Source organism: Mesorhizobium sp. M0028, assembly GCF_040323855.1.
In the GTDB taxonomy this organism is placed as follows: Bacteria; Pseudomonadota; Alphaproteobacteria; order Rhizobiales; family Rhizobiaceae; genus Mesorhizobium.
In genome coordinates this window covers 688760-709845 of the sequence record NZ_JAMYVG010000001.1, presented here as the reverse complement: position 1 = coordinate 709845, position 21086 = coordinate 688760, and the positions used below count along the sequence as shown (strand labels likewise).

Genomic DNA, 21086 nt, shown 5'->3' with positions numbered 1-21086 from the left:
CGCGCGCCGCTTCACCCGCCGGTGGCGATGGTCAGCACCTTGAACGGCGTGGTGATGACGATCTCGGCCACCGAGCCGACGGCCTTGCCGAGGCCCTGGCCGAGATTGTCGAGCTGGGCCGGCGCGGTCTCTTCGGAGGCGAGGCCGGCCGGGGCGCGCAGGCGGTCGCCGAGCAACTGCACCAGGAACGGGTTGTCGGCGAATTTGGCGTGGTTCAGCCGGTCGCCGCCCTTGGTCTTGGTCAGGTCGACCACCGAGACGCCATAGCTGGCGAGGTCGGCTGCATCGCCATAGTCGCCGACGCGCGGCTTGTCGCCGGAGATCAGGGTCGACAGCCTGAGCGCCCGGTCGTCGCCCGAAAGCAGCACGGCGAACGGCTTGTCTGGCTTGCCGTAGCGGATCATCTGCTTCTTGAACACGTCGACGTCGATGTCGGGGGAAGCCAGGATGACGTAGCCGAGCTTGCCGCCAAGGTCGCGGTCGCCGGTGATGGCAAGCTGGCGCAATGCTTCCATGGTCACCCAGGTCCCCATCGAATGGGCAATGATGTCGATGCTCTTGGCGCGGCTCTTGGCGAGCATGCGCAGCGTCCCTTCGAGATCGTCGCGCGCCGCATTGGCGCTTTCCTTGTCGTAGATGTAGCCGGTCGTCTTGCCGCTCGAGGCCCATGAAAACAGCACCGGCGTGCCGGGGTATTTGGTGTCGTGCGCGATCTGCGTCAGCCGGTAGATGCCGTCGTCGAAGCCGTTGTTGAAGCCGTGCACGAAAACCAGCGCGCGGTCGCCGCGCATTGCGATGTCGGCGCCGACCGCCTTGGCGAATTGCGGCGCGCCTTCGTAGAAGGTGACGCCGGTCGCGGTGAAATCCTTCGCCGGATTGCTGTTGGCCGAGCCCTTGACCCGTTCGATGGCGCCGACCTGGTGGACCTTGGGAACGGTCACCTCGACGCTGGCAAAGCTGGTGGTCGGCGAGCGGTCTCCGTCGAACACCTGCCGGGGCTCTTTCGTCGCCTTTTGCCGGGTTGTGGCGACGAAGATCTTATGCGTCGCCGCGATATCGGCAGCAGGCACCGTGATCGTCGTCTTGTTGAGCAGATCGTGCGTGTTCTGGCCGGCGCAGCCTGCCAGCGCGAGCGCGAACGCAACGACGAGAAATATCTTCGAAGGCACGGTCACGCGGGCTCCCGCAACGGGCGACGTCGAGCCGGAGACGTCTTGGCCTATTCGATAGAGGCAGAGGCCGGCACGGTCCAGTTCAAACTGTTCCGATGGTGCGGCAATGGTCAACAATCACTGCTGCGCAATGCAGCTATTGTCCGACCGAGGCGATGCGGTCGGTCACCTCGCGGTCGCTGGCAAACCCGTCATCCTCGCGCAGCTTCTGGCCGATCAACTGCACCAATTCCGGGTTGTCGGCGAATTTGGTGTGATTGAAGCGGTCGACGCCCTTGACGCTGGAGAGATCGACGACCGACACGCCATAGCTGGCGAGGTCGGCGGCGTCCTTGTAGTCGCCGACCCGGGGCCGTGCGCCGGCGATCAGGCCGGACAGCCTGAGCGCCCGGTCATCGTCGGAGAGCAGCAGGATGAACGGCTTGTCCGGCTTGCCGTAGCGGCGCATTTGGCTCTTGAACACGTCGACGTCGATGTCGGGCGAGGCCAGCACGACGTCGCCGAGCTTGCCGCCGAGATCGCGGTCGCCGGTGATGGCGAGCTGGCGCAGCGCCTCCATGGTGACCCAGGTCCCCAGCGAATGGGCGACGATGTCGATGCGCCGCGCGCCGGTCTGCGCCAGCATTCTCAGCGTCACTTCCAGCTGGTCGCGGGCAACGCTGGCGCTTTCCTTGTCGTAGACATAGTCGGTGGTCTTGGCGCCCGACGCCCAGGAAAACAGCACCGGCGTGCCGGGATAGCCGGAATCATGGGTGATCTGGGTGACGCGATAGACCGCGGCGTCGAAGCCGGTGTTGTAGCCGTGGACGAAGACCATGACGCGGCCGCCGCGCGCCGCGATGTCGGCGCTGAGCGCACTGGAGAATTTCGGCTGGGTGTCGTAGCCGACGACCTCGGAAGCCATGAAGTATTTGGCCGGATCGTCCGACTTGCCGCGCGAGCGCCGCTCGATCTGGCCTGTCTTGTGGATGCCGGGGACGGTGACGTTGACGCGGGCATAGTTCAGCGTCGCCGAGCGCTCGCCGTCGAAGACCTTGTTGGGATCGTCGGAGCGCTTGCGCGTGGTGGCGATGAAGATCGAGTGGTTGCCGGCGATTTCCGTCACCGGCACCGCCATCATGGCGCTGCCGAGCAGTTCCTCGGTTTGGCGGCCGCCGCAGCCGGCGAGCAGCGCGGCAAGGACAATGATGCAAATCGTCTTCAAGGGCACTTAAGCAATTCCACTCCGGCCTAACCAAAGGCCCATCCACCTCCGCCGCATCTCCCGGACAGCCGAAGTGCGGCGGAAGTAAGTCGCAGGCGCCGAAATGCGCTCAGCGCCGCTCGACTGCCATCGCACTGTTGCGCGAAAGCCAGAACGGCGGCAGGAAGGCCGGAATGTTGGAAAAGGGCAGCACTTCCGGCTTGCTTATGCCGAGCACGTCGGTCATGAAGGCGCGGCGCGCCTCGATGCGGTGCCAGGCTTCGGGATAGCGCGCGGCGATCTCTTCGCGCAGCGCCTCGTCAGCCAGCGCGATGCCGTCCTCGATGTTGGTGGTGAAATAATCGGTGCCGGTCGCCGGGATGATGTCGACCTGCAAGGCCATGCCCGACTTCAATCTGATGTCGGAGCCGGAAAATACCGGCGAATGCATCCATTCGTCGATATGGATGAGATGGCCGGGATTGAGGGACACGCCAAAGAACGGAGCGCCGATGCGGTCGTGCACCGCTTGCCACAACGCGCCGCCGGGAACGCCGATGCCGACCGTCTCGTACCAGTCGACGACGGCACAGAAATAGGGCGCGACCAGCTTCTCGACATAGTCCTGGATGCCCCTTGGAAGCTCGGCCGCGTCCTCGACCAGAAAACCGGCGCGGGCATTTAGCGAGCCCTGGATGCCGTAGGCCACGGTGATGGGGTCGCCGCGCTCGATGACGTCAAGACGCGGGCTCGGCAGGCCATAGGCCGCACGCCTGCCGGCCGACAGCATCGGATGACAGCATTGCGGCAGGCCGTTGATGCCCATCAGCCGCGCCGCCTGCAATTCGGTCATGCCGGGTTCGATGCCTTGCAGGACATTGCGCAGGCCTTGCGAGGAATAGGTCGCGGCGAATTCGAATGCGGCCAGCTGGTCGGCCTCGTTGATGGCGCGCAGGCCGTCGGCAGGGTTCATCAAAAGGTTCGCCGCGTTGACGATCACGCCCCCCGTTACGGCATTCTTGTCGCCGGCAAGGCTGCGCAAGGTGTCGGCGATGAAGGACGGCAGGTCGAGCGTCGTTTCGCCAAAACCGGCATCGTCGGGGCCGAACGGCTTCCAGCCGATGGCGCCGATGCGCTGGCCGGCCTTCAGGCCGCAATCGACGAGGATGTCGGCCAGCGCTTGCGAGCGGTCGCGCGGCTGCGCCGGCAGCGAAAACGTCTGGTAGAGCACGCGCTCGTACGGCCCGTCGCAGATTTCGGCATAGCCCCAGCCCTCATTGCCGACCAGCAGTTTCGGCGACTTGCCGGGAACGATGACCAGCAGCGTCTCCTCGAAGCGCGGATCGTAGCCGCAGAGATAGGCGACATTGGCCGCATGTTCGCGGTCGCCATAGACGACCAATGCATCGAACCCGCCGCGCGCGACCAGTGCCGCGATGCGGGCCTCATAGGTGGCGCGCGTAACCAGCGGCATCACCGTCGGCTCGCCGAACTCCGGCAGCGACACGGTTTTCCGGGCCACCGATGCGACAGGCATGAACAGACGCTCCTAACGGCCAACGAGGTTTTGGGAACACCCTTTCGGGTGACCGGACAATGGCTTCGCGAGCCCGGATATGCAATAGCGGGACCGAATTCGGCTAGCCTGTGGGGTGCTCTTGCCATGACCAGTTTCTCCTCTCGCGTCGCTGCCGCCGCTGCCGCGATCCGCGAGATCTTTCCGGAAACGCCGCTGCAGGAAAACGACTACCTGTCGAAGAAGACCGGCGCGCGGGTGCTGCTGAAGCGCGAGGACCTGACGCCGGTGCGCTCCTACAAGATCCGCGGCGCCTTCAACTTCTTCCGCAAGTCGCTCGCCGCCGGCAACAATGCCGAGCTGTTTGTCTGCGCTTCGGCCGGCAATCATGCGCAGGGCTTTGCCTTCGTCTGCCGTCATTTCGGCAAAAAGGGCGTCGTCTTCATGCCGGTGACGACGCCGCAGCAGAAGATCGACAAGACGCGGCTGTTCGGCGGCGAATTCGTCGAGATCAGGCTGGTCGGCGATTTCTTCGACGACTGCTATCGCGCCGCACTCGAATTCACCGAAACTGCCGGCGCACACATGGTGCCCCCGTTCGACCATAAGGACATCATCGAAGGACAAGCGACCGTCGCCTACGAGATATCAGGCCAGATGCCCGGGGCGCGCATGGCTGATATCGTCATGCTGCCCGTCGGCGGCGGTGGCCTGGCCGCCGGCGTCACCCATTATTTCGCCGACCAGCAGCGTGAAACACGCTTCGTCTTTTGCGAGCCGGCTGGCGCCCCGAGCCTGAGCGAGAGCCTCGCCGCCGGAAAGCGGGTAAAGCTCGCCAAGGTCGACAATTTCGTCGACGGCGCGGCGGTGGCCGAGATCGGCCGCGAGCCGCTGCGCCACCTCAGGGAGTTTGCCGCCGACGCAGTGCGGCTGATTCCGGAAAATCGGCTCTGCGCGACCATGATCGAAATGCTCAATGTCGAAGGCGTCGTGCTGGAGCCGGCCGGCGCGCTGGCGATCGACGCGCTGAAAGATTTTCCCAAAAAGGAAATCAGGGGCAAGACCATCGTTGCCGTGGTGTCCGGCGGCAATTTCGATTTCGAGCGGCTGCCGGATGTGAAGGAACGGGCGCTGCGCTTCGAGGGCTTGAAGAAATACTTCATCATCCGTTTTCCGCAGCGGCCCGGCGCGTTGCGCGATTTCCTCGAATTGCTTGGCCCCGACGACGACATCGCCCGCTTCGAATATCTGAAGAAATCGGCGCGCAATTTCGGTTCGGTTCTGATCGGCATCGAAACCAAGGACCGCCGCAATTTCGACCTGCTAAAGGCGAATTTCGACGCCGAGAGCGTCCACTATCAGGACATTACCGACAACGAGACGCTCGCCGGGTTCATCATATGAGCAGCAACGATCTTCCGAGCGCTCAGGGAAAGGTTTTTGTCGCGCTGTTTTCCGGCATCAACGTCGGCGGCAATCGCATCGTCAAAATGGCAGAACTCAGGTCATTCTTCGAGGAACTCGGTTTCTCAGATATCGCCACCTATGTGCAGAGCGGCAACGCCGTCTTCCGGTCGCCAGATGGCGATGCGGCGATGCTGACCAGGCGGTTGGAAGCGGAATTCGAAAAGAAATGGAGATTCCACTCGCGCATCATGGTGCGCGATCTCGGCTGGCTCGAGCGGCTGGCGGCGGAAAATCCCTATCCGGAAGTCGCGGGCGAGCCGACCAAGCTGCACGCCTATGCGCTGGAGCGCCAGCCGACCGCCGACGAGTTCGCCCGGCTGGCGGAAAAATGCACTGGGCCCGAACGCTTCGAGATCAAGGGCGACGTGCTTTACCTGCATGCGCCCGACGGGCTCGGCAAATCGGTCTTTGCCAATCTCATCCCGCGCGTTCTGAAGGTGCCCGGCACGGCGCGCAATTGGCGCACCGTGCTGATGCTGCTGGAGATGGCCAAGGCCGGCGGTTGATAGGTCGTCTACGCGGCCGGAGCGCGTTTCCAGTCGAATGCCAGCTCTTCGCGGAAGGCGAAGCGCTTGATGTGGTCGGCGACGACCGTTTCCAGGCGCTCGAGCGAGGCGGCCTCGTCGGTCGTCACCGCAATATGCAGCGCCGTCGGGTCGGCATCGAGAATAGTGCGGCCGAGCGTCAGATCGATGGTGCCGTGGTTCGGGTCGAATTCGACCGGGAATTTGTGCGCCCAATGTTTGCACAGCTGCGGCAGATAGCGGCTGGCATGTTCGGTGGCGACGTCGACATGGCTGGTCGGCATGAATGAATTCTCCTTGGGAATGCGGACGCGAAACCGAACCAGGGCCAGGCGACGTCCGCTCAAGATGGCGTGATCGGTTACCAGCTTCCGGTGTTCGGCATCGACGCCCAGGGCTCGGCCTTCGGCTTTGCCGGGCCTTTCTGCAACAGCTCGATCGAGATGCCGTCCGGCGATTTGACGAACGCCATGTTGCCGTCGCGCGGCGGCCGGTTGATGGTGACGCCATTGTCCATCAGCCGCTGGCAGGTGGCGTAGATGTCGTCGACCTCATAGGCGAGATGGCCGAAATTGCGGCCGCCCTTGTAGTCTTCCGGATCCCAATTGTAGGTCAGCTCGACCAGCGGCGCTTTCTCGCTGATGCCGCTTTGCTCGTCTTGGGGCGCGGCGAGGAAGATCAGCGTGTAGCGGCCCTGCTCGCTTTCGTGGCGGCGCACTTCCTTCAGGCCAAGCTTGTTGCAGTAGAAATCGAGCGAAGCATCGATGTCGGCGACGCGGACCATGGTATGCAGATAGCGCATGGATTTCCTCCGTATGTTGCGTTGCGGCGCAACATAGGGGCGGCCCGGCCAAAGGGCAATTGGCCACGCTTGCCGGCGCCGGCAAACGACAAATCCGCTATTCCTGTATGGAACCGTGAAAAAAGGCACGTCAGGTCTTGCACACACCGGAAGCCGCGGTGTTAATCTGGTGTCAAGAATCAGTTGCGGTGTTTCTTGAAAAAAGGGGGCGTTCTTATGGGGGAAAAGGCCTCTTTCATGGGGCGGGACGGGGCCGGTAACGATGCGTTGAAGCGGGATGAGAGCGCCGATACGGCCGATCTCGTCGAAATCGCCGGCGCCATCAAATGGTTCGACGTGGCCAAGGGCTACGGTTTCATCCTTCCCGATGATGGTTCTTCGGGCGACATCCTCCTCCATGTGACGTGCCTTCGAAAGGACGGTTTTCAGACCGCCCTGGAAGGCGCCCGTGTCGTCTGCCTGGTCAAGCAGGGCGAGCGCGGGCTGCAGGCTTTCCGCGTGCTCTCGATGGATGTCACCACAGCGGTGCATCCGGCAGAGCTGCAGGAGCAGCGCACCCATGTCGCGGTGACGCCGGAAAGCGGCCTCGAACGGGCGCTGGTGAAATGGTTCAACCGCACCAAGGGGTTCGGCTTTCTGACCCGGGGCGAGGGCACCGAGGACATTTTCGTCCACATGGAGACGCTGCGCCGCTACGGCATCACCGAACTCCGTCCGGGCCAGGTGGTGCTGGTCCGCTTCGGACGCGGCGACAAAGGCCTTATGGCTGCCGAAATTCACCCCGATATGGGTACCTTGCCGGTCTCGCATTAGTTCCGGCCGAGGATTTCATATGGCTCACAGGAACCGGCTGACGGCGGGCGCGCTCTGCGCCGGGATTTTCCTCATCGTCGCCACAAGCGCCTTCTTCTATTTTCAGCAACCGAGTTCGGCCGACGGCAAGGCGATGATCCTTCCCGTCGACCCGGCGCCGCTGGTCGCGGTGACGAAGGCCGGCGAGCGTTCTTTTTCCGTCGAAATCGCCGACACGCCCGCCGAGCGCGAGGCCGGCCTGATGTTCCGCCGGCACATGGCCGACAATCACGGCATGCTGTTCGTCTTCGGTGCGCCGCAGGATGTGAGTTTCTGGATGAAGAACACGCCGCTGCGGCTCGACCTGATCTTCGTCGGCCAGGACGGCCGGATCCGGGCGATCAAGCAAGGCGAGCCGCAGTCGGAGGCGATCATCTCGCCGGACGAACCGGTGCGCTTCGTGCTCGAGCTCAAGGCAGGAACCGCCGCCAAAAAGGGCATCAAGGACGGCGACCTGCTGCGCCATCCGGCCATCGGCACGGCGCCGGGGCCGGCCATGCCGCCGCCCGACAAGGGCGATGCGCCGAATGTCGATTCCGACTGAACGGGCAGGATCTTCGGCCGATGCAGTTCTTTTCCCATGACGGTTTCGACCTTGCTTTCCTTGACCGCCAGCCGGCATCGGGGCAGGGCGATCCGGTGCTGATGATCCACGGCTTTGCCTCGAGCCATTACGTCAACTGGGTGTCGCCCGGCTGGTTCAAGACGCTGAACGATGCCGGCTACCGTGCCATCGCCTTCGACAATCGCGGCCATGGCTCGTCGTCGAAGAGCTATGATGAAGCGGACTATACGCCGGCAAAAATGGCGTCCGACGCGGCAGCGCTTTTGAACCATCTCGGCATCGAACGCGCCCATGTCATGGGTTATTCGATGGGCGCGCGCATATCGGCCTTCCTGGCGCTCTCCAACCCGGACAAGGTGGCGACGCTGGTCTTCGGCGGTCTCGGCATCGGCATGATCGACGGCGTCGGCGATTGGGATCCGATAGCCGACGCCCTCCTGGCCGAGGATCCGGCAGGCACCAGCGACCCGCGCGGCCGCTCGTTCCGCGCCTTCGCCGACCAGACCTGCAGCGATCGCCGGGCGCTCGCCGCCTGCATCGCCACCTCGCGCGAATTGCTGAGCGAGGCCGACATTGCCCGCATTGCCCAGCCGACCTTGATTGCGGTGGGAACCAAGGACGACATCGGCGGCTCGCCGGACGAACTCGCCGCCTTGATGCCGAATGCCAGGGCTTTTCATATCGAAGGTCGCGACCACATGCTGGCGGTCGGCGACAAGACCTTCAAGCAGCGTGTGCTGGAGTTTTATGCAGAGCATCCGCTTTGATGGACGGCTCCCAAAGCGGCCATAGGGCCTGAAGCTGGGTTCTTAGCGGTTTTGCAACGATACAGCAGTAAATAAGCGCGACTTGTGGATCGGTTCAAACCCGCCACGCGCTGAACGAGGGCAGGGGGGTACGATGGCACAATGGGGAAGAAGCGACGCCGCTTTGCCGGGCGTCGTTGCGAAAAGCAGGTTCGGCGAATGGTCCGTTGTTCTAGCGGTGGCCGCATTGGCGACAGGGGCGATTGCGATCACCGCGTTGATAGCAATGCCGAGCGACGCCTCCCCACTGCTCCAGAACAGTGCGACGGGCTTCTTCGCTGCGGTATTTTTTATGGCCGGCCCTTTGGCACATCTTATCGGCGTGGTCTTCGGCTTGATGGCCGTGGGGCGCCCAGACGACAATCGTGTGCTCGGCCTGGCTGGCATCGTGGTCAATGGCGCGTCGCTTGCGGCCGGGGGGTTCATGCTGTGGGCAATGGCATCGACTTTTGGCGCATTCACCTGATCTCGACAAGCCTCCGGCAGGCAAGCGACCGACGCGACCCCTCAGCTTCAAATCTGCGCGAGTTGCCATGGTCGATCTTGTCGTCACCTATCTGGAGATGACCGAGCCGCCGTCCGGCGGCGGCTTTGCCGCACCGGCACCGGGCGCGGCGGTGATGCGCGAAACGCTTGGCGTCGCTGATTACATCAGCCTCTACCGCGCCGTTGGCGAGCCTGTGCAATGGGATCAGCGGCTGCGCATGCCCTTGGGCGACCTTGAGCGCCTTCTCGCCAGCCCGTCGACGCATATCCATGTCCTGCGCGTCGACGGCGAAGCAGCCGGCCTATGCGAATTCACGGGCGTCGGCGAGCCGGTTGTCGAATTGGCCCATTTCGGGGTCGTTCCGGCTCTTCAGGGCCGCAAGCTTGGGCCGTACCTGCTCGACCGGGCGCTGCGCGCCGTCTGGTCGCATGAACCCGAAAGGGTTTGGCTCAACACCGATACCCACGATCATCCGGGCGCGCGATCTGTCTACGGGCGAGCCGGTTTCAAGGCCTATGCGCAGCGCATGGAGACGTTTCCGGATTAGGATTTGTCTGAGCTGAGGTTATCGCCAAGCGCCCTGACCGAGCGCGCCATGTTTTGCCGGGCCTGCGTTTCGAAGCGCCGGCGGAATTCCTCGCTATGGAAGATATGCGGACGCGCGAGGAAGCCCTTTAGGACAGCGGCACGGCCGGCCCGCCACATCGGCTCATCGACCCACTGATATTCGCGGCGAACCGCCTGTTCGTAAGCGTCGAACACGTCAGGCGCGGCACCCAGGATCGCCAGGTCCATGTCGAGGAACAGCGCCGCGTCACGAACGGAATGCTGGTCGCCAAGGGGCGGCAATTCGTGGCTGGCGGTGGCAGTGATCATCGCTGCGATGCGACTGATGCGTTGTGCATCGGCGCGGCCGGCGAGCTTTGTCTCGGCAAGTACCGCACTCCTCGGCTCATTGTCCTTGGCGCGGCTGTCGTAGATCGCGTCGTGGAACCAGATCGCCGCTTCGACTGCTTCAGGATCATGCAGCAATGCCTTGTAATCGTTGGCTAGCGCCAGCATCGCCTCGATGTGGCCAAGGTCGTGGTAGTGGCGATCCGCGGCGTCATACAGCGCGGAAAGCTCGCGCTTCAGGGTCTCGTCCATCAAGGTTGCGTTTTCCATGGCTGCTTGAAATTCCGCCAACCAAATCCATTTGACGAAGCACTAAGGAAAATTGAGTTCACCCGTGCTATGATCTGGCTTATAGGTGCGGCCGGAGAATAGGCAAGCCGCCAAGCCGAGACATTGGATGGCCTGAGACATTGGATGGCCGGAGACATCAGATGAACAGCGTTACGATTTCCCGTCCCACCAGGGTGCAGCCGGTAGATCCGATCTGGCGTTCGATCCGCGATGAAGCAATGGAAGCGGTCAACCGCGATCCGCTGCTGGCGGCGTTCCTCTATTCGACCATCCTCAATCAGGAAAACCTGGAAGAAGCGGTTATCCACCGGTTGGCCGAGCGCCTCGCCCACCAGGACATCGGCTCCGACCTCATCCGCCAGACATTCAAGGCGATGGCGGCCGACGACAAGGACTGGTCGACGACGGTGCGCGTCGACATCCAGGCCTATTACGACCGCGATCCGGCCTGCGACCGCTTCATCATGCCGGTGCTCTACTTCAAGGGTTTTCATGCCATCCAGACGCACCGGCTGGCGCATTGGCTGTGGAACCAGGGCCGCCAGGATTTCGCGCTGTATTTGCAGAGCCGATCGTCCTCGGTGTTCCAGACCGACATCAATCCGGCCGCCCGCATCGGCAAGGGCATCTTCCTCGACCACGCCACCGGCCTCGTCGTCGGCCAGACGGCGGTGATCGAGGACGACGTGTCGATCCTGCACGGCGTCACGCTGGGCGGCACCGGCAAGGCCGGCGGCGACCGTCATCCCAAGATCCGCTATGGCGTGCTGATTGGCGCCGGCGCCAAGATCCTCGGCAACATCGAGATCGGCCATTGCTCCAAGATCGCGGCCGGCTCGGTGGTGCTGTCGCCGGTGCCGCACAACAAGACGGTTGCCGGCGTGCCGGCCCGCGTCGTCGGCGAGACCGGCTGCGACCAGCCTTCGCGGCAGATGGACCAGCTGTTGCCGTCGCAGGCGATGGACCACGTCGTCAGCTTCGACATCTGAGCGCTCGAGCAGGGGGCTGAATTCCTGCCCTCTATGCCGGCTTGCCTTTACATGGCCATTGTCGACGTGCCAGAAGCGCGCTCACCAATGCATGTCGCCCAATAGTGCCCAGCTGTTTTGGGATAGCGACATGCATGAAGCAAGATTTAAAGCGCGTCGCATCGATCTCTTCAGACGCGACGCACTTGAGCAAGCGACGATCGGAGAAGACTGTTGAAGCCGGACGAAATCAGAAAGCTGGACGCCTATTTCAAACGCACCTTCCAGAACCCCAAACTCGAAGTGAAGGCGCGGCCGCGCAAGGAAGATTCGGCCGAGGTCTATGTCGGCGACGAGTTCCTCGGCATCGTCTTCAAGGACGAGGACGACGGCGACTATAATTTCTCGATGGCGATCCTCGATATCGATCTGGCCTGAGCCGGGAATTTGGTGCTGGCCGGACCTGCTTGTTGCAGGCGGGACCGCCTGATGGCGGAGCGCAAACCTCGGAGACTGGCTGGAGCATCCCTCCCTTCGTCATCCCAGGGCGGAGCAAGGAGCGAAGCGACGCGGCGCAGACCCTGGGAGCCATGCCGTTACCTCGCGGCAGTGCTCCGCTCTGACCAGAATCGAATGCTTCTTGGCACCGGCTGGGCGTCCTCTACCAACCAGTCCCGCGAAAAAGTTCGAACCACTCTGGATTGGTCTTCTCGATCAGCTCGATCTTCCACCGGCGTGGCCAGCGCTTCAGCGACTTCTCGCGCTGGATGGCGTCGCGAATGTCGAAATGGTCCTCGTACCAGACCAGACGCTGTACGCCGTAGCGGCTGGTGAAGCGCGAGCCTTCGCCAGATTTGTGCTCCGGCATGCGGCGGCCGAGGTCGTTGGTGACACCGATGTAGATCGTGCCGCGCTTCTGGCTTGCAGTCATGTAGGCATAGCCCGTCATGGCTGAAGGGTAGTAGGCATTGTTGCGGATGCAAGCACCGTTCTGAGCCGCTGCATTCTTCGACTGGCGTAACGGCATGGATCCTAGGGTCTCCGCGACGTCGCTTCGCTCCTGCTCCGCCCTAGGATGACGAAGGCGTGGTGGGCCCACAGCTAATCGCAAACCCTGGAGATTGGTAGCCCGATTGGCCGGGGCTCCAGCCCTCAGCCCTTCAGGGTCGGTCAAAGGATCAAGCCCTATCGCCCTGCCTTCAGCACACGCGTTGCCTCGCCAGAAATCGCTGCGTCGAGCGCCTGCCAGTCGCCCAGGAATTCCCGGGGGAAGCGGTAGGTAAGGCTGAGATTGTCGCCGACCAGGATGTCGCGTTCGCAGGGCGCCAGCGATTCGTCCGCGCTCGGCCCGCTCAGGCAGCGGGCAACGAACGGATCCTTGCCGGGGCGGTTGGCGACCGCCAGCACTTCGTTGAGATAGCCTGATTTTTCACTGAAGGCGTAAAGCAGCGTCCCGCCAGGGCCGGGCGTGCCGGGCTGGGGGATCAGCGCGCGGTAGATCGGCGCGAAGCGGCCGCTCATGTCGCGCGACATCATCTGCGGCTCGAACGACAGGAAAACGATGTCCTTGCTGGGTGCGGTGTGGTTGAAGTCGTTGCGGGCAGCCTCGCTGTAGCCGTCCATCTCGGGATAGCGCAGATAGAGGTCGAGCCGCGAGGCGATGCCGTCGCGCCGGGCCTGGGCAAAGCGGATGACATTGGCCGGCACGGCGATGATGTTGTTGCCGATGACGACCTCGTGGACCGTGGTGTCGTCGGTGTACCCGGCCATGGCGATCGAGCGGCCGAACCATTTGCCGCCAAGGCTGATCGCCACCGAAAGCAGCGCCAGCGTCGCGAATGCATAAAACACCCGCTTCATCAGCGTCGAATCGACGACGCTGAGTTGCGGGCCCTCTGTGGCGGCTGCCTGCTTCATCGCGATCCTCGTTTGCCGTCCCATCGGTGTGCCTGAACGGCACATCTCGGCGCGGCACGGCTCTTGCTACGCAGCTTTTGCAGGCGACTGTGCGATTTCATGGTAAACGGAGGGTAAAGATGAGCCCGGTCGAACAAATCATATTCAGTTTTATGGCTGGGCTGACGGCTTGCGGCCTGGCCGGATCGGCGATGGAAGTGGTCGCCGGCCGCAAGCTTGCCTTCGTCCAGCCCTATGTATCGTCGAAGCACATGCTGCGCTCGCTCGCCGCGACGGCTTGCGCCGGGCCGCTGATGTTCGTCAACGAGGCGCTGGACGCCTGGCGGGAGCGTCGCATCTCGGTGCTGGGGCTGATCTCCTGCGGCTGTACGGCGACCATCTGGGCGCTGGCGCTGGGCATGGTGGTGATCGCCATTGCGTCGTGGGCGGCTTCGCTTCTAGGGTCTGGCACCTTGTCGGTGTGAGACAATCTGGAGACAGCGATGCCGATCTACGCGATTGACGGAAAAGCGCCCACCTTCGAGGACGCCGACAGCAATTGGATCGCGCCCGACGCCACGCTGATCGGCAATATCAGGATCGGCCGCAACCCCGGCTTCTGGTTCGGGGTCGGCGCCCGCGGCGACGACGAGCCGATCGTCATCGGCGCCGACACCAACGTGCAGGAGCATACAATCATGCACACCGACGCCGGCTTTCCGCTAACCGTCGGCCAAGGCTGCACGATCGGCCACCGTGCCTTGCTGCATGGCTGCACGATCGGCGACAACAGCCTGATCGGCATGGGCGCCATCGTGCTGAACGGCGCGAAGATCGGTAACAACTCGCTGGTCGGGGCTGGTGCACTGGTCACCGAAGGCAAGCAATTCCCCGACAATTCACTGATCGTCGGCTCGCCCGCGCGCGTCGTCAGGACGCTCGACGAAGCCGCAATCGCCAGGCTGCGCGCGTCCGCCGCGCATTATGTCGCCAATGGGAGGCGGTTCAGGGCGGGGCTGAAGAAGGTCTAGCGCCAGGCAGTGAAGGCCGCCTATCGCAAGCCCAGAAATGGTGGAGCCGGCCCGGGGACGGGGCCGGCTCCTAAACCCGGTCGTTGGGGACGGGGAGGGTGGGGACTCGACCGGGTTTTCCGTCGCGTCCTCAGCGGACGCTGGCGACCGCGTCGGAGCGGCCGTCGTTGATCGTTACCCAGGCGCCGGAATTGCGGTCGGACTGGCGCTTCAGGTAGGTGTAACTGGTCTTGGTCCAGGACAGCACCTTGGGCTGGAGATTGTCGAGGATGAACTCTCCAAGGCTGGTGCGCACGGTCAGCACCGCATGGCCGTCGCCGTTGCGCTGGCGCACCACCGTCATCAGCAGATCGCCGGCCGGCACGCCCATGCTCATCAGTTCGCGGCGCTTTTCCAGCGCATAGTCCTCGCAGTCGCCGAAGCCTTTGGGAAACGACCAGACTTCTTCCTTGCCCCACATTTCCATGTCGGTGCGCGGCGCCACTTTGCTGTTGACCGAATTGTTGATCTTGACGATCGTTGCCCACAGCTTGCGGGTGAGCTCGACCGGTGCCCGGTTCGGCGTCCTCTGATTGCATTCCTGCGGAAGCTGCTGGCACAATTCGTAGTGACCGACCGGCTGCGTGGTGCGACCGCCGGTGTGCATGAAGGCCGGCTCCGCCGCGTTTGCAGTCCCCCAGCCGAAAAGCTGCATCGCTATTGCCGCCAGCAACAGCTTGCCCCTCGTCTTTTTCATTATTCAGTCTCCCCGTTTGAGGAGACAATGACACGGCTGGATTTATTTGACGCAAAAGCGCGAAGTAGACATTAAGTAAAACGCCAGTAGAATAAACATAAAATTGGATGCAATTGAGTATAGAATTATTTAAGGATTCTAGCCGGGTGCATTCCCATGCTTCGTCGCACCGTTCGAACAGCTAGGATAGCGATCCTTCGCGATGGTGCTAAAACTTTCGCGTCAGCCGCGCGGCGAGCTGAATTCGGTGTCGAGCGTTTCCGGCCGCTGGATGACGGCGAACTCGATGGCGACGCCATCTTCGAAATGGCGCACCACCTGGCCGCGCATGGTGCCCAGCGTTACCTGGACGCCGATGGCCGGCTTGACGTCGATCTCGATCGCGGCGCCCGACAGCGACAGATCGATGATGCGGCACTGGTACTGCCGTCCGTCAGCAAGTTGCAGCACGCTCGTCGGGTTGCGCGGTGCCACGCGTTCATGGCGGCGGTCTTCCGGCAGGTCGAGCTCGTGCTTGTTGGCAAGCCAGGTCAGTTGCGCGGCGAGCTTGTCCCTCTTGCGGTCCGACGCGATGACGGTCATCGCAAAGCCATCCTGCAAAGTGCGGGTGATGACGCCCTCGATTCGGCCGATGTGATCGATATAGGCAATGACCTTTTCACCCGGCAGGCCGGCACGCTCGGTGCGCAGTGAAACGTTGCCGGGCGACATGTCGACCACCTGGCAGGGATGTTCGGTGCGGTCTTCCAGCATGAAGCGTCCGTAAATCTTCACGCGGACGCGCTGAAAGTTACGCCTTTCAGCTTGGGACGGCGCATGGTCGACCGCCGCTGACCTCATGACTGCCATACCCCTTCGGCATTCCGCGCATGGATGCGGGGAATTTCAGCGGAAAACTACAACAAAGCAGGTTAACAAAGGGGAAAGCCCGGCGCTGTTGCTTTAAGCTTTGGGCATCATTCCTCGCGTCCGCCGTCGAAGACGACCAGGTGACGGATGCGGCGGGCCTGGCCGAGCGCCGAAATCGTCTCGGGCGGGTCGAATTCCGATGGGGCGAGCGAGGGAACCTCTATCGCCGGCCGGTTCTTCAGGAACATCGGCTCCTTGTCGGGATCGACGACACGGATCGAATCGATCAACGCGTCGAGAACCGGGTCGGCACCCAGCCAGAAGGGCTTTTCAACGGCGCTTATCACACCGAGGCAACGCGGACTCTCGACACCGCCGTCGAGCGGCAGTGCGAGCAGCTCGAACCTGTTGGAACGGCCGTTGCGGCTGAAACCCTCATAGGTGATGAGCACCACCGATTTCAGGTCGAAGACGCCATCGGTCAGCTTCGAAATCAGCCGCTGGTCCTTCTCGCGCCACAGCGAAGGGAATGAAAACCCCTTGAGTTCGCGGCCATAGGCCGCGCAGAGCCTGGTGCCGGCGAGCCGGAACACTGCTTCGCCGCGCGTGTCCTTTTCCAGGATGAACGTGTCGGCCAGCAGCGACTTGATGTCGGCCGGTTCGACTTCCGAGCGTTTCGGGGCAGGGCGTCCGTCACGCAATCGGTTCCAATAATGGAACAGCGTGATCGATCCGGTCTGGTTCATGCTAATGCTGCTCCGCGCATTCTGTCTTCTGATGTCCCATCGGTGAACAGAAGGGCGCCCTCCGAAGACCTACATGCGTTGCGGAGCAGGATGCGTGCCAGCATCGTTAATACTTGTTCACGGGTCGGGGCGGTTAAGGTTAACAACTGGTTTACGTTGCGCGCTGGCCAGGCCTGTGGCACACCAAAACCACTCCAGAAGCGGTCGTTTTGCGACGATCGGCAGCACTTCAGTCAAGAGTTCAGGGGGAGCAAGGGGGCTCGACCAGCCGTTCAAGGGAAACCTTGGACGGCTTCCTTTTTTGATTCGGAGCTGCTGATTCGCCGTTTGTGATTCGGTTGGCCGTGATCTACATGCTCGCGAAGTCCAATCCAGCGACTGAGTGCAAGCCATATGAGCGACCCAGAAAGCCCACCGGAGATCGAGCAGGGCGAAAGTGGGCCTGCCGCCCGCGAACCGGAGCAACGCCGTGAACCGGTGTTCAACCTGCCGCCCGTGGTGCTGGCGGTGATCGGCATCTGCGTCGCCGTCCATCTGATCCGGGTCTATTGGCTGACCGACGACCAGGACTTCGAACTGCTTGTCCGGGCAGCCTTTGTGCCGATCCGCTATTCCGGCCGCTTCGACCTGGATTTCTTCGCGTTTTCAAGCCCTTTTACCTATGCCTTTCTGCATGGCGGTTTTGCCCATCTTGCCATCAACATGGTGTGGCTCGCGGCCTTCGGCTCACCGCTGGCCAACCGCTTCGGCGCGTTGCGCTTCAGCCTGTTCTTCGCCGCGACCGGACTGGCGGCGGTGGCGCTGTTCTGGGCCATGCATCCGCTTGGCGAAGCGCCGCTGGTCGGCGCCTCCGGCGCGATTTCCGGCATGATGGGTGCGGCGGCGCGCTATGGCTTCCGCATCGACCGCTCGTCGGGCAAGGCCGCCTTCGCCGGCCAGCCTTTGCCGATGGCGGCGGTGCTGCGCTCGCGCGGCGTCGTCACCTTTCTCGCCATGTGGATGGTGATCAACCTGGCGACCGGCCTCTTCGGCCTGGCGCCCGGCATTGACGGCCAGATCGCCTGGGAAGCCCATATTGGCGGCTTTCTTGCCGGCTTCTTCGGCCTGCGGTTCTTTGATCGGCGAGAGCAGGCGCTGCAACAGGCGGACGAGCCGGACACCTGAGACCTCCGCACTTGAAATGAAACCGATCGCGGCGCACCATGTTCATACTAGGGAAAGCCGGCCAAGGCAGGAGCCGGCAGGAAATGCAGAGGAGGACGCCATGACTGTTAAGGCAATTCTCGAGGCAAAAGGCCACGACGTGGTGACGCTCGGGCCGAACGAAAAGCTCAGCGAAGCCATCCGCATGCTTTCCGAACACAGGATCGGCGCGCTGGTCATCACCAACGGCGATCACAAGATCGTCGGCATTCTTTCCGAGCGCGATGTGGTGCGGGTTCTCGCCAAGGAGGGGGCGGCGGCGCTCGACCTTGCCATCCGCTCGGCGATGACGCCCAAGGTGAAGATCTGCAATGAGAACCACACCGTCAACGAGGTCATGGAGATCATGACCAAGGGCCGCTTCCGCCATCTGCCGGTGGAAAAGAACGGGCTGCTCGACGGCATCGTGTCGATCGGCGACGTGGTCAAGCGGCGCATCGAGGATGTCGAGCGCGAGGCCGAGGAAATCAGGGCCTATATCGCCACGGCATAGGTGAGGGCGGCCGGGTTGCCGGCCATTGAATTTTTTCAAGCTGCTATAGCAGTCCATCGCGGCAGGTGCGGGCCTGTGCCGCGTCGGCGCCCGCGGCTTTGCGCTTGTCTCTCTTGGCGGTTTGCACTAGCGAAGTTGCACATCAAAATATGCGTTCTCGCATATCCGCAATTCCACTATGCAGGCCACTATGACCCTCATCGATACCCGCACGCCCGACGCCAAGCGCCTGGTTCCCGGCGCCACCGGCGACTGGGAGATCATCATCGGCCTCGAGGTCCATGCGCAGGTGACCTCGCAGGCAAAGCTGTTTTCCGGCGCGTCGACCATTTTCGGCGCCGCGCCCAATGCCAATGTCAGCCTGGTCGACGCGGCGATGCCCGGCATGCTGCCGGTCATCAACGAGGAATGCGTCAAGCAGGCGATCCGTACCGGGTTGGGCCTGAAGGCTGAGATCAACCACAAATCGGTCTTCGACAGGAAAAACTATTTCTATCCCGATCTGCCGCAGGGCTACCAGATCTCGCAGTTCAAGCAGCCGATCGTCGGCGAGGGCAAGGTGATCGTCTCGGTCGGCCCGGACCGGCAGGGCGAATTCGAGGACATCGAGATCGGCATCGAGCGCCTGCACCTGGAGCAGGATGCCGGCAAGTCGATGCACGACCAGCATGCGACAATGTCCTATGTCGATCTCAACCGCTCCGGCGTGGCGCTGATGGAGATCGTCTCCAAGCCGGATATGCGCTCCGCCGATGAAGCCAAGGCGTATGTCACCAAGCTGCGCACCATCGTGCGCTATCTCGGCACGTGCGACGGCAATATGGACGAAGGCTCGTTGCGGGCCGACGTCAACGTCTCGGTGCGCCGGCCCGGCGGCGAATTCGGCACGCGCTGCGAGATCAAGAACGTCAACTCGATCCGCTTCATCGGCCAGGCCATCGACTATGAGGCGCGCCGCCAGATTGCCATCCTCGAGGACGGCGGCAGGATCGAGCAGGAAACGCGGCTGTTCGACCCCAACAAGGGTGAGACGCGCTCGATGCGCTCCAAGGAAGAAGCGCATGACTACCGCTATTTCCCGGATCCCGATCTTCTGCCGCTGGAATTCGACCAGGCCTATGTCGACGAGTTGGCAAAGGACCTGCCGGAACTTCCCGACGCCAAGAAGGCTCGGCTGATCGCTTCGCTTGGCCTGTCGACCTACGATGCCTCGATCCTGGTATCGGAAAAGGCGGTCGCCGATTATTTCGAGAAGGTGGCGGCCGGGCGCGACGGCAAGCTCGCCGCCAACTGGGTCATCAACGACCTCCTGGGGGCCTTGAACAAGGCCGGCAAGGATATTGAAAACGCTCCTGTTTCGCCCGACCAGCTTGGTGCCGTCATCGACCTGATCAAGGAAGGCACCATCTCCGGCAAGATCGCCAAGGATCTGTTCGAAATCGTCTGGAACGAGGGCGGCGATCCGCGTCAGCTGGTCGAAAGCCGTGGCATGAAGCAGGTCACCGACACCGGCGCCATCGAAAGGGCGGTGGACGAGGTGATCGCGGCCAACCCGGACAAGGTCGAGCAGGCGCGTGCCAAGCCGACCATGGCCGGCTGGTTCGTCGGCCAGGTGATGAAGGCGACCGGCGGCAAGGCCAATCCGCAGGCGGTCAACGAGCTGGTCAAGGCCAAGCTCGGGATCGAGTAGGATGTTCGTCCGCACCGCCGGCGAGCGCGATCTGGCGGCGGTGCGCGCATTGCTGATCGAGACATGGCATGCCACCTATGACGCCATCTACGGCGCGGCGCGGGTTACCGAAATCACCGATGAATGGCATTCGATCGCCGCGCTCAAAGCACGGCTGACGCGGCCGAACTCGGAGTTCCTAGTCGCCGACGACGGCAAAAGCATCGGCGGCATGGCTTTCGCCGCCGCCACCACGGATGCCAGGATCGTCATGCTGAACCAGCTTTACGTGCATCCGGCCTGGCAGAGGCAAGGCATCGGCCAGGCGCTGCTGGACGAGATTGAGGCCAGCTTTCCGGAGGCCCGAACGCTACGCGTCGAGGTCGAGGAAGCAAATGCCCCGGCCATCGCCTTCTACCGCTCGAGAGGGTTCTTGCCCGCCGGCGACACGGCCGATTGCGGCGGCGCCACAGGGTTGCCGGCGCTGGTTTTGGAGAAGGCGATCGGCTAGCTCGTTCGCCTGACGCTCAGTTGCGTTTCACAGGCAGGTTGGAGCAGCCGGCGGCGAGAAACTCGCACGGCAGGCTGCCGCCGCCGCCCGACGTGTGCGGCGGCGTAGCGGCTTCGATTTTTTCGACCTCGTAATATTTCGAGGTGACGCCCCATTTTTTGACGCCCTGGCACGTCGAGCGCACGCCAACCTCCGTCGCCTTCGCCGCCGTCTTGTAGTAGGTGGTGATCCGGCAGGATTGGCTGACCGGCAGCGCGTTCGCCGGGCTCGTGACCGGCGGCAGGAAGTTCGGGAAAGCAAGCAGTGAGATTGCCGCAATGATCCGGGCGGCGGGCATGGTGTGGGGAAGGTGCAGCATCGTTTGTCTCCATCGATGGCGCCGCTCGCTCGTGGCGAAGCGGCGCGTTTGTTCCCGCAGGATCAGG

27 protein-coding genes are annotated in these 21086 nt (G+C 62.9%); 15 read left to right on the top strand and 12 right to left on the bottom strand.

Going from position 1 to position 21086, the window contains the following annotated elements; translation table 11 throughout:
* Positions 1-11: 11 nt before the first annotated feature.
* The 3 genes from NKJ93_RS03660 to NKJ93_RS03650 form a co-directional block, all read right to left on the bottom strand.
* The gene (locus NKJ93_RS03660; protein ID WP_352587651.1) at positions 12-1175 is read right to left on the bottom strand and encodes an alpha/beta hydrolase; all 1164 of its coding nucleotides are present in this window, start codon (positions 1173-1175) and stop codon (positions 12-14) included.
* A gap of 133 nt (positions 1176-1308) precedes the next feature.
* Positions 1309-2382 (bottom strand): alpha/beta hydrolase, encoded by a 1074-nt coding sequence (locus tag NKJ93_RS03655; protein ID WP_352481136.1) that lies wholly within the window; start codon positions 2380-2382, stop codon positions 1309-1311.
* A gap of 103 nt (positions 2383-2485) precedes the next feature.
* Positions 2486-3892: a hypothetical protein gene (locus NKJ93_RS03650; protein WP_352587648.1), complete on the bottom strand. Its 1407-nt coding sequence runs from the start codon at positions 3890-3892 to the stop codon at positions 2486-2488.
* Positions 3893-4018: 126 nt separating this feature from the next.
* On the opposite strand from NKJ93_RS03650, the gene ilvA reads away from it, so the two are divergent.
* Positions 4019-5275, top strand: coding sequence for a threonine ammonia-lyase IlvA (ilvA, locus tag NKJ93_RS03645; RefSeq protein ID WP_352481133.1), 1257 nt, complete (start codon positions 4019-4021; stop codon positions 5273-5275).
* Positions 5272-5844 carry a DUF1697 domain-containing protein gene (locus tag NKJ93_RS03640; protein WP_023717447.1) on the top strand — a complete coding sequence of 191 codons (573 nt, stop codon included), beginning with the start codon at positions 5272-5274 and terminating at the stop codon, positions 5842-5844. Before ilvA ends, NKJ93_RS03640 begins: the two co-directional genes overlap by 4 nt.
* Positions 5845-5852: 8 nt before the next feature.
* Here NKJ93_RS03640 and NKJ93_RS03635 read toward each other — a convergent pair whose 3' ends face one another.
* Together NKJ93_RS03635 and gloA are read right to left on the bottom strand one after the other, a co-directional pair.
* Positions 5853-6146, bottom strand: coding sequence for a DUF2218 domain-containing protein (locus NKJ93_RS03635; RefSeq protein WP_352587645.1), 294 nt, complete (start codon positions 6144-6146; stop codon positions 5853-5855).
* A 77-nt stretch (positions 6147-6223) separates the two neighbouring features.
* On the bottom strand, positions 6224-6664 hold the full coding sequence (gene gloA / locus NKJ93_RS03630) for a lactoylglutathione lyase (RefSeq protein ID WP_352481131.1): 441 nt from the start codon (positions 6662-6664) through the stop codon (positions 6224-6226).
* Between the two features lie 216 nt (positions 6665-6880).
* On the opposite strand from gloA, the gene NKJ93_RS03625 reads away from it, so the two are divergent.
* The 5 genes from NKJ93_RS03625 to NKJ93_RS03605 all read left to right on the top strand — a co-directional run bounded on the left by NKJ93_RS03625 (position 6881) and on the right by NKJ93_RS03605 (position 9921).
* Positions 6881-7477 carry a cold-shock protein gene (locus tag NKJ93_RS03625; protein ID WP_036244259.1) on the top strand — a complete coding sequence of 199 codons (597 nt, stop codon included), beginning with the start codon at positions 6881-6883 and terminating at the stop codon, positions 7475-7477.
* Positions 7478-7496: 19 nt separating this feature from the next.
* Positions 7497-8060: a DUF192 domain-containing protein gene (locus NKJ93_RS03620; protein WP_352587643.1), complete on the top strand. Its 564-nt coding sequence runs from the start codon at positions 7497-7499 to the stop codon at positions 8058-8060.
* A gap of 20 nt (positions 8061-8080) precedes the next feature.
* Complete coding sequence (locus NKJ93_RS03615) at positions 8081-8848, top strand: alpha/beta fold hydrolase (protein ID WP_352587640.1); 768 nt, start codon at positions 8081-8083, stop codon at positions 8846-8848.
* A gap of 133 nt (positions 8849-8981) precedes the next feature.
* The gene (locus NKJ93_RS03610) at positions 8982-9353 is read left to right on the top strand and encodes a hypothetical protein (RefSeq protein ID WP_352495843.1); all 372 of its coding nucleotides are present in this window, start codon (positions 8982-8984) and stop codon (positions 9351-9353) included.
* A 67-nt stretch (positions 9354-9420) separates the two neighbouring features.
* A complete protein-coding gene (locus NKJ93_RS03605; protein WP_352587637.1) occupies positions 9421-9921 on the top strand; it encodes a GNAT family N-acetyltransferase in 501 nt (166 codons plus the stop codon).
* Here NKJ93_RS03605 and NKJ93_RS03600 read toward each other — a convergent pair.
* On the bottom strand, positions 9918-10538 hold the full coding sequence (locus NKJ93_RS03600) for an HD domain-containing protein (protein ID WP_352587634.1): 621 nt from the start codon (positions 10536-10538) through the stop codon (positions 9918-9920). The two genes, NKJ93_RS03605 and NKJ93_RS03600, sit on opposite strands and share 4 nt — an antisense overlap.
* Before the next feature lie 161 nt (positions 10539-10699).
* Between NKJ93_RS03600 and cysE the strand changes: the two genes are divergently transcribed.
* Positions 10700-11548 carry a serine O-acetyltransferase gene (gene cysE, locus NKJ93_RS03595; RefSeq protein WP_352587632.1) on the top strand — a complete coding sequence of 283 codons (849 nt, stop codon included), beginning with the start codon at positions 10700-10702 and terminating at the stop codon, positions 11546-11548.
* A 213-nt stretch (positions 11549-11761) separates the two neighbouring features.
* Positions 11762-11965 carry a DUF3126 family protein gene (locus tag NKJ93_RS03590; protein ID WP_023674799.1) on the top strand — a complete coding sequence of 68 codons (204 nt, stop codon included), beginning with the start codon at positions 11762-11764 and terminating at the stop codon, positions 11963-11965.
* Positions 11966-12188: 223 nt separating this feature from the next.
* Here NKJ93_RS03590 and NKJ93_RS03585 read toward each other — a convergent pair whose 3' ends face one another.
* Together NKJ93_RS03585 and NKJ93_RS03580 are read right to left on the bottom strand one after the other, a co-directional pair.
* On the bottom strand, positions 12189-12476 hold the full coding sequence (locus NKJ93_RS03585; protein ID WP_023717456.1) for a GIY-YIG nuclease family protein: 288 nt from the start codon (positions 12474-12476) through the stop codon (positions 12189-12191).
* 236 nt (positions 12477-12712) lie between these two features.
* Complete coding sequence (locus tag NKJ93_RS03580; protein WP_352587629.1) at positions 12713-13444, bottom strand: hypothetical protein; 732 nt, start codon at positions 13442-13444, stop codon at positions 12713-12715.
* Positions 13445-13563: 119 nt separating this feature from the next.
* Between NKJ93_RS03580 and NKJ93_RS03575 the strand changes: the two genes are divergently transcribed.
* Positions 13564-13908, top strand: coding sequence for a DUF6949 family protein (locus tag NKJ93_RS03575; RefSeq protein ID WP_352587626.1), 345 nt, complete (start codon positions 13564-13566; stop codon positions 13906-13908).
* 18 nt (positions 13909-13926) lie between these two features.
* Positions 13927-14454 (top strand): gamma carbonic anhydrase family protein, encoded by a 528-nt coding sequence (locus NKJ93_RS03570; RefSeq protein WP_352587623.1) that lies wholly within the window; start codon positions 13927-13929, stop codon positions 14452-14454.
* 130 nt (positions 14455-14584) lie between these two features.
* Here NKJ93_RS03570 and NKJ93_RS03565 read toward each other — a convergent pair whose 3' ends face one another.
* The 3 genes from NKJ93_RS03565 to NKJ93_RS03555 form a co-directional block, all read right to left on the bottom strand.
* Positions 14585-15190 (bottom strand): transglutaminase-like cysteine peptidase, encoded by a 606-nt coding sequence (locus NKJ93_RS03565; protein ID WP_352484541.1) that lies wholly within the window; start codon positions 15188-15190, stop codon positions 14585-14587.
* A 222-nt stretch (positions 15191-15412) separates the two neighbouring features.
* Positions 15413-16030 carry a PilZ domain-containing protein gene (locus NKJ93_RS03560; protein WP_352484542.1) on the bottom strand — a complete coding sequence of 206 codons (618 nt, stop codon included), beginning with the start codon at positions 16028-16030 and terminating at the stop codon, positions 15413-15415.
* Positions 16031-16146: 116 nt separating this feature from the next.
* Positions 16147-16785 carry a PAS domain-containing protein gene (locus tag NKJ93_RS03555; RefSeq protein WP_352496722.1) on the bottom strand — a complete coding sequence of 213 codons (639 nt, stop codon included), beginning with the start codon at positions 16783-16785 and terminating at the stop codon, positions 16147-16149.
* Positions 16786-17178: 393 nt separating this feature from the next.
* Between NKJ93_RS03555 and NKJ93_RS03550 the strand changes: the two genes are divergently transcribed.
* The 4 genes from NKJ93_RS03550 to NKJ93_RS03535 all read left to right on the top strand — a co-directional run bounded on the left by NKJ93_RS03550 (position 17179) and on the right by NKJ93_RS03535 (position 20661).
* Complete coding sequence (locus NKJ93_RS03550) at positions 17179-17949, top strand: rhomboid family intramembrane serine protease (RefSeq protein WP_023717463.1); 771 nt, start codon at positions 17179-17181, stop codon at positions 17947-17949.
* A gap of 100 nt (positions 17950-18049) precedes the next feature.
* On the top strand, positions 18050-18481 hold the full coding sequence (locus NKJ93_RS03545) for a CBS domain-containing protein (protein ID WP_023717464.1): 432 nt from the start codon (positions 18050-18052) through the stop codon (positions 18479-18481).
* Between the two features lie 190 nt (positions 18482-18671).
* Positions 18672-20171: an Asp-tRNA(Asn)/Glu-tRNA(Gln) amidotransferase subunit GatB gene (gene gatB, locus NKJ93_RS03540; protein ID WP_352496721.1), complete on the top strand. Its 1500-nt coding sequence runs from the start codon at positions 18672-18674 to the stop codon at positions 20169-20171.
* A gap of 1 nt (position 20172) precedes the next feature.
* On the top strand, positions 20173-20661 hold the full coding sequence (locus tag NKJ93_RS03535; protein ID WP_352496720.1) for a GNAT family N-acetyltransferase: 489 nt from the start codon (positions 20173-20175) through the stop codon (positions 20659-20661).
* Between the two features lie 16 nt (positions 20662-20677).
* On the opposite strand, the gene NKJ93_RS03530 is transcribed toward NKJ93_RS03535, so the two are convergent.
* Positions 20678-21019: a hypothetical protein gene (locus NKJ93_RS03530; RefSeq protein WP_352496719.1), complete on the bottom strand. Its 342-nt coding sequence runs from the start codon at positions 21017-21019 to the stop codon at positions 20678-20680.
* Positions 21020-21086 lie beyond the last annotated feature (67 nt).